Source organism: Streptomyces sp. IBSBF 3136, from assembly GCF_036815105.1.
GTDB lineage: Bacteria > Actinomycetota > Actinomycetes > Streptomycetales > Streptomycetaceae > Streptomyces.
In genome coordinates this window covers 1-7328 of the sequence record NZ_JAJSZC010000310.1, presented here as the reverse complement: position 1 = coordinate 7328, position 7328 = coordinate 1, and the positions used below count along the sequence as shown (strand labels likewise).

At 73.9% G+C, this 7328-nt stretch carries 6 protein-coding genes; 2 read left to right on the top strand and 4 right to left on the bottom strand.

Annotated elements, in window-relative coordinates:
- Together V7E45_RS37100 and V7E45_RS37095 are read right to left on the bottom strand one after the other, a co-directional pair.
- Positions 1 to 913: hypothetical protein (locus V7E45_RS37100; RefSeq protein ID WP_333778690.1), on the bottom strand; the 913-nt coding region annotated here is incomplete at its 3' end.
- A gap of 151 nt (positions 914 to 1064) precedes the next feature.
- Complete coding sequence (locus V7E45_RS37095; protein ID WP_333778689.1) at positions 1065 to 1526, bottom strand: hypothetical protein; 462 nt, start codon at positions 1524 to 1526, stop codon at positions 1065 to 1067.
- A 144-nt stretch (positions 1527 to 1670) separates the two neighbouring features.
- Here V7E45_RS37095 and V7E45_RS37090 point away from each other — a divergent pair, with 144 nt between their 5' ends.
- Both V7E45_RS37090 and V7E45_RS37085 read left to right on the top strand, forming a co-directional pair.
- On the top strand, positions 1671 to 2825 hold the full coding sequence (locus V7E45_RS37090) for a PP2C family protein-serine/threonine phosphatase (protein ID WP_333778688.1): 1155 nt from the start codon (positions 1671 to 1673) through the stop codon (positions 2823 to 2825).
- Positions 2826 to 2888: 63 nt separating this feature from the next.
- On the top strand, positions 2889 to 3944 hold the full coding sequence (locus tag V7E45_RS37085) for a hypothetical protein (RefSeq protein ID WP_333778687.1): 1056 nt from the start codon (positions 2889 to 2891) through the stop codon (positions 3942 to 3944).
- Positions 3945 to 3949: 5 nt separating this feature from the next.
- Here the strand turns inward: V7E45_RS37085 and V7E45_RS37080 are convergent, their stop codons facing one another.
- Positions 3950 to 5905 (bottom strand): Ig-like domain repeat protein, encoded by a 1956-nt coding sequence (locus tag V7E45_RS37080; RefSeq protein WP_333778686.1) that lies wholly within the window; start codon positions 5903 to 5905, stop codon positions 3950 to 3952.
- A 125-nt stretch (positions 5906 to 6030) separates the two neighbouring features.
- Entirely contained in the window at positions 6031 to 7272 is a 1242-nt protein-coding gene (locus V7E45_RS37075; RefSeq protein WP_333778685.1) for an amidohydrolase, read from the bottom strand.
- Between the last annotated feature and the right edge of the window lie 56 nt (positions 7273 to 7328).

Below are 7328 nucleotides of genomic sequence, written 5' to 3'. Positions count from 1 at the left end.
GCTGGGGCCGGGTCTGCGGGGACGGCGTGGGCTCCGGGGAGGTTCGGCGGGGCAGGCGCAGACGGCGGGTGAGCCAGGTGGTGAGGGCCACGGCCAGGCCGAGGGCGAGCAGGAGCCAGGAGACCGTGCGCAGGGTGGCGGTCAGGGCGTCGTAGACCGCGCCCGCGGCCGGGTGGGGGACGTCGGCGGGCAGGCCGGAGAGGGTGAGGCCGCGGCCGACGGTCAGTGCGACGCCGAGCAGCGCGCCGCCCAGGGCCGTACCGAGCGCGGTCGCGGTGACGGCGCGGCGGCGGTGCACGGCCAGCGCGATCCCGGCGACGGCGAAGACGACGGCCGCGACCGGCAGCCAGAAGCCGGCGACTTCGAGCACCCGGAATCCCTTCCTCAGCGGGGCCACCTCGGCCGCCTGGAGCACGGGTACCGCGGTGTGCTCCACCGGGATGCGCGCGGCGAGCGGGATGTGGTCGTGGGTGAGCTGGCGCTTGACCTGCGCGGTGACCGGCGCGAGGTCGACTGTGACCGGGCGTCCGGCCGCGTCGCCTGCCGGGTCCTCCTCGCGCAGCGCGCGCAGGATCGCGTCGTGGGTGACCCGGTTGCCGGTGTCCCAGGCCAGCCGGAAGGCGCGGGTCTGGGTGAAGGAGCGCACCGCGTCGTGCACGAACGGGGCGACCGAGCCGCGCAGCGGGCGCACGTCCACCTTCTGGTCCACCTCGCGCAGGATGCCGTCCCCGACCGTCTCCGCGACCGCCTCCCGCACGTCCGGGTCGGCGGCGAGCGGCGCCATGGTGGTGACGTACCGGCCCGTGTCGGCGAGTCCGTACGACGCCCAGGCGGCCAGCGCGCCGAACGGCACGAGGAGGCAGGCCAGGACGATCAGTACGGCCGACAGCGCGTTCCTGATACGTGGGGGCACCCTCCCAGGCAAGGGCCTGAAGGGCCGGTGCGCGAGCGGTGCGCCCGCGTTCGGGGGAACGCCGGGGCCGGACGGCCGCACCCGGCCGCCCCGGCCGGACGGGCGGGGGCCCCGGCCGCTGTCCGGCCGGGGCCCCGTGCGTGCCGCGCGCTCAGCCGACGCGGTGCCCGGCCGCGTCCTCGCGGGTGTAGTAGTGGTAGAAGAGCACGGCGAAGGTGACCGCCGCGATCACCAGCGACATACCGATGGACCTGAGGATCGACTCACCGGCCTGGCTGTACAGGAACCCGAACGAGCAGCCGTAGAACGCGGTCCAGGCCAGGGCGTGCAGTTCCCGGCGCAGCCGCGGGGCGAAGGCGAGGAGCGCCATCAGCACCGCCGCGAACACGACCGCCGTGACGAAGCCGAAGAGCAGGTTCCAGCCGGTGATGGGACCACCGCTGCGGCGGTTGGCCGCCGCCCAGTAGCCGTAGACCAGGCCCAGCAGGACCGGTGCGACCAGCCGCCCGATCCGGTGGGTGCGCTCGTCGAAGACGTTCGGTGGGGGGCCGGTGGTCACGGCCGGACGGGTGGTCCGGGGCATTCCGCCCGGCGCGGGTGCCGCTTGAGCCATGAGAGCACTCCTCTCTCTCCTCGCCCCCGGTTCCAGGGCACACCTGGCGGGACGCCCTGGCAAGTCGGCCGGGAGGGTGACGGGTGCCCGGATGCGGCCGGGGCGTTCCCGTGCTTGCCTGAGGGGCATGGAGGGCTGCCCGCCGTGACGGAGGTGGAGTACCGCGCCCGGAGGCAGCTGCTGCGGGTCCGCGGGCGGAGCATCGCCTGGGTGCCGCCCCTGCTGCTGCTCGTCGGCGTCGCCCTCGTGGACTTCAACACCAGCGAACGGTTCCGCGTCATCTCCTGGATCGTCCTGGTGCCCGGTACGGCCGCCGCGATCTGCGGGGTGTGGACGACCGCCGGGTACGCGCTGGTGTCGGTGGTGACCTACGTCCTCGTGGACAGCGCCTGGCCCGGCGAGTACCAGGCCGGGCTGGCCGACTTCGTCCTGGTCGCGCTCGGCGGAGTGATGGCCACGCTGGCCTCCGTCGTGCGGGTGCGCCACGAGCGGCAGATGCTGCACATGCGGGACATCGCCGAGACCACCCGGCGCACCGTCCTGCGGCCGCTGCCGCCGCGCTGGGCGGGCCTGGAGCACGCGGGCGTGTACCTGGCGGCGGACGTCGACGCCCGGGTCGGCGGCGACTTCTACGACATCCAGCCCGGCCCGCACGGCACCCGGGTCCTCGTCGGGGACGTGCAGGGCAAGGGGCTGGGCGCGGTGGAGGCCGCCGCCGCGCTGCTCGGCACCTTCCGGGAGGCCGGCTACCACGAGGCTGACCTGACGACCGTCGCCGAGCGCCTTGAGGTGCGCATGTCCCGGCACCGCTCGCACAGCACCGCGCTCGGCCGCGAGGACGGCGACCGCTTCGCCACCGCGGTCCTGCTGGGCTTCCCACCGGAGGACCCGGACACGGTCGAACTCGTCAACTTCGGGCACGAGCCGCCGCTCGCCGTCGGCCCGCGCGGCGTCCGCGCCCTGCCGAGCGGCGACGGCCTGCCCCTCGGCTACGGCGACCTCGTGGGCGACGGGCCGCACCTGCACCGGGTGCCCCTGGGGCGCGAGGAGACCCTGCTGCTGGTGACCGACGGGGTGACCGAGGCCCGGGACCCCGCCGGGACGTTCTACCCGCTGGCCCGGGAGGTGGCCCGGGCGGTCGAGGTCGACTCCCGCCGGGCGCAGCCGCGGCGGCTGGTGCGCCGGGTCCGCGACGGTGTGCTCCGGCACAGCGGCGGCCACCTCGGCGACGACACCACGGTCTTCGCCGTGCGGCGGATGGTGAACGAAGCCCCCGTAGGGGGACGTTCGCCGTCCTGAGAAGCGCCTTTGCGGCAGCAGCGGTTACGGTGCTCGCTGTAGGCGATCCACAGGGGAGGGACGATGCCCGGAACCGTGCTGCTGCTCGCGGCCTCGCCGCTGGGCCGGGGACGTCTGGTGGACGCGGCGGGTGTGCTGCCCGTGCTGGCCGCGGTCGCCCCCGCCATACTGTCGGGCACCGACACGGCGAACGTCGTGGAACTCGCCGACCCGCTGGAGCCGCAGGCCGTCCTGACCCGGCTGCGCGCCGCGGCGGCCGCGCCCGGACCGCTCACCGTGTACGTCACCGGCCAGCTCCACCTGGACCGCCGCCAGCGCCTGCCCCATCTCGCGCTGGCCCGCACGACCCCGTCCACCGTCCGCTACACGGCGCTGCCCTGGCACTGGATCAGGGAGGAGCTGCGGCTGCGCCCGGCGGGCGCCACGGCGCTCCTCGTCGATCTGCACACGGACGCGGAGACCTGGCGGCACCTGGCGGGACGGCCGCTCGACTCGGGCCGCACCACCGAGGTCTACGGCCGGATCGCGCCCCCGGCCGGCCGGTGGGGCCTGGCCGAACCGTCGTACATGAGGACGGTGGCGACGCTGCTGCGCAGCGGGCACCGGCCGCCGCTGGCGGAGCTGCACCAACAGGCGCTGGCCCGGATCGCGGACGAGGTGGCGACGAACATCGTGCTCACCGCGCGGCCGCCCGCACCGAGCGATCCGCACGCCGCCATCAGCGCCGCGGTACGCGCCGGCCGGCACGCCGACGCGGACACGATCGCCGCCCGGCACGAGCAGGCGGCGGTGCGGGTCAACGGCCCGGCCTCGGACGACGCCCTGCACTGGGCCGAGGTACGGGCCGACCTGGCGATGTTCGCCGGGGACGCGGTGCGCAGCTGCCGGGCCTGGCTGGCCGTGGCCGGGCTGCGGCTGGCGGCCGGGCAGGCGCCGGACGCGCCCGCCGTGGAGGCGGCCGCGGACCGGGCGCACCATCAGTGGGGGTCCATCGAGGACGCGGCGCGGGCCCGTGAACTCGGGCCCGCGCTGGCGGAGTTGAGGTCGCGGGTGCCGGGCCGCCGGCAGGGCGCGCTGGAGAACGTCCAGCGGCACCTGCGGCAGCTCCAGGCGCGGTAGCGGCCTCAGCCGGTGAAGGTGAAGTACTTCCAGGAGCCGTACGTCGTGGAGTTCACCGTGTCCCCGGACGAGCCGTTGACGTAGTCCGAGCGCATCCGGAACCGCCAGCCGACGTCCGCGCTGTGGTTGCCGGTCACCTCGACCCGGGAGCGGCCGTCGGTGCCGAGCGCGAAGTACTGCGAGTCACCGGGGTACCACTTGCCCTGGTAGTACACCTGGAAGTCGAAGCGCTGCTTGCGGTGCGGGTAGTACGGCATCTTCGTGGTGAACATCGGGTTCTTGTTCTTGTGGAAGAAGTAGTACGTGTGGCCCCAGGCGCCCTTCGCCTTGTAGTGGTTGGCCACCGACGTGGAGACGCTGACCTTGGCCCCGACCGTGCTGGAGGCGGACCGCGACTGGTAGCGGGAGTCGCCGGCGAACTTCGCGGTGACCTTGGTGTCCCGCTTCAGGTCCAGGGTGACCGACAGGTTGCCGCCGGAGCTGACCTTGCCGGACTTCACCAGCTTGTTCGGCTTGTCGGAGCCGAAGGGGTCGGCCCAGATCTCCACCGTGCGGTTCTTGTACGTCGTGCCGAGGTGGGCCGTGAACTTCACGTCCTTGCCGTACGAGTACACCTTGCCGTTGTTGTCGACCGTCAGCGCCGGCTTGGCGCGGGAGACGTCGACGGAGTCGGCGGCCTTGGCCGCGGTGTGCGTGGCGTCACCGTCGTAGGTCACCGTGTACGTCACCTTGCCGCCGGACGGGGGCGTGTCGGTGAAGCTGAACTTGCCGCCGCTGCCGAGCGCCCTGGTGCCGAGGGACTTGCCGTTCGGCGACTCCATGTCGGTGCGGGTGACCTTCAGCGGGGTGCCCGAGGGCAGGGCCAGGCCGGCGGTGAGCTTGCCGGTGACCGTGAGCGACTTGGCGCGGGGCGCGCTCGTCGGGGCGGAGACGGTGAGCGTGGCCTGGTACTTGCGGGGCTCGTCGACGCGGTGCAGCGCCATGGACCCCTGCGAACCCGTCTGCACGTACAGCTTCGTGCCGTCCGCGGACCAGCTCGTCGCGTGCGCGCCCCACGGCATCCAGTTGTGGCTGACGTTGCGCACGCTGGGCTTGTCGGGGCCGTTGGTGAAGACGTAGGTGTCGCCGGCGTCGTCGGTGTCGAGGACGGTGGCCGCGACCGTGCCGTCCGGGGCGATGCTCACGGTCTCCGGCTGGTCCTTGACCGGGTAGGTGCGCACCTCGGCCAGGTCGGAGAGCCGGTATTCGGTCAGCGCCCGGTTGCCGGGTCCGGCGACCACGACGTTCTGCCCGTCGGGCGTGAGCGCCGCGTCGTGGTAGAAGCCGCCCTTGTCCGCGCTGACGCGGATCGCCGGGGTGCCGGAGGACACGTCGTAGACGATGACCGGGCCGGAGCTGATGCCGGCGTCCAGGGCGAGCAGCGTGCCGGGGTTGTCCGGGTCCGCGTACACCATGGGCGGGCCGGCGTAGTCGTGGGCGCCGCCGAGGTCGAGGGTGACGGCCGGCGTCTCGCCGGTCAGGTCGACCACGCCGAGCCCGGACTCCCACTGGTCGCCGTAGCCGAACCAGATCCTGCCGTCGGCGTAGGCGACGTGCGAGGGGGTGGTGCCGGTGCCGGTCGGATACTCGGCGGTCCGCTCCAGGCTCGTGGTGTCGATCGCGACGATCTTGTCGGCGCCGTAGACGGCCGCGTACAGGGTGCTGCCGTCGGGGCTCAGATCGAGGTCCCTGACCTGCGGCAGGCCGGTGATCGTGCGGGTCACCCTGCCGGTGGCGTCGGTGACGACGATCTGGTCGTGGTAGCGGTCGGCGAGGAAGAGCTGCTGGTGGGCGCCGTCCACCACGGTGTCGGAGGCGTCCCAGACCGGGATCGGCCGGTCGGAGTCGGCGTAGGACGGCGAGGCGAGCGCCATCGAGCCGAAGAGGGCGGCCAGTGCGGCGGCCGCCGGAAGGGTGCGCATACGCACGCTGATTCGAACCCCCCGGAACGAATGAGGAAGAAGTGGGTGCCCCGCGTACGGCGGTGTTGTGAGTCCCCTGTGCGCCGTGTGTGGCGGGTGGGTGAAGACCAGGGCCGAAGACTAGGTCATGCCACTGACAAAAAAGCGAGCGCCCCCGAGACCAGGGTCCGCACCCCCGGTACGACCGTGGACAGATCGGGCGCGAAGCGGGGGCTGTGGTTGCTCGGCACCGCCGAGAACTTCTCCGGGAGCGTCTCGCCGGGCGCCTGCTCCCACACGTCGGCCGGGGTGGTGGTGACGAACCAGTACGAGTACGGGATCGAGCCGAGCGCGAGCTGCGGGAAGTCCTCGCTGCCCATCGCCGGGCCCGGGTCGAACACGGTGGCCGCGCCGAACACCTCGCCGTGCACGGCGGCCACCGCGGCGTCGGTGCCCGCGTCGTTGACGGTCACCGGGAAGGTGTTGCCGACGGTGACGGTGGGCTCGCTCGGGCAGCCCGCGGCCAGGCACTCGCCCCGCGCGATGCGCCGGATCGCGGCCAGCATCCTCGTCCGCACCTCCTCGGACTGGGTGCGCAGGTTCAGCGCGATCCGGGCCTCGGTGGGGATGATGTTGTGCCGGGTGCCCGCCTCGATGCGGCCCACGGTCAGCACCGCGGCCTCACGGGCGGCCAGTTCGCGGGAGACGACGGTCTGCAGCCGGACGACCAGGTGGGCGGCGGTCACCACCGGGTCGACGGTGGCCTCGGGGCGGGAGCCGTGACCGCCCCGGCCGTGCACCACGATGTCCACGTCGGTCGACGCCGACATGATCAGGCCGGGCGCGTGCGGGTACAGGCCCGTCGGGCCCGGTGCCGCGTGCTGTCCCAGCAGCACGTCCGGGCGCCCGAAGCGCTCGTACAGTCCGTCCTCGACCATGCGCAGCGCGCCCTGCCCGGTCTCCTCGGCGGGCTGGCCCACGACCAGCAGGGTGCCGTTCCAGGTCTCCCGGCCGGCCGCCAGCGCCCCGGCCGCGCCCGCCAGCCAGGTGACGTGCAGGTCGTGTCCGCAGGCGTGCATCACGCCGTCCGTCTCCGAGGCGTACGGCAGCCCGGTCTCCTCCCGCACCGGCAGCGCGTCCATGTCGGCGCGCAGCAGCACGGTCGGGCCGTCGCCGTTGCGCAGTACCCCCGCGACACCGGTGCCGCCGACCCCCTCGGCCGTCTCGAACCCGGCCGCCCGCAACCGTCCCGCCAGCCGCCCGGCGGTGCGGTGCTCGCGCAGGGACAGCTCGGGGTGGCGGTGCAGATCGCGGTAGAGGTCCTCGAGGTCCGGGACCGGCAGCCCGGAGGTGAGATCCAGAGCGGTGCGCGCGGCGGCAGAGGTCACGGGGCAAGGGTAGGGCAACGGGGCTACGGGGCGAGGGGGTTCGTGGCGGCGGCAGC

Coding starts and splice junctions, on each gene's coding strand:
- V7E45_RS37095 (WP_333778689.1), bottom strand. CDS start 1,526: ATGGCTCAAGCGGCACCCGCGCCGGGCGGAATGCCCCGGACCACCCGT.
- V7E45_RS37085 (WP_333778687.1), top strand. CDS start 2,889: ATGCCCGGAACCGTGCTGCTGCTCGCGGCCTCGCCGCTGGGCCGGGGA.
- V7E45_RS37080 (WP_333778686.1), bottom strand. CDS start 5,905: ATGCGCACCCTTCCGGCGGCCGCCGCACTGGCCGCCCTCTTCGGCTCG.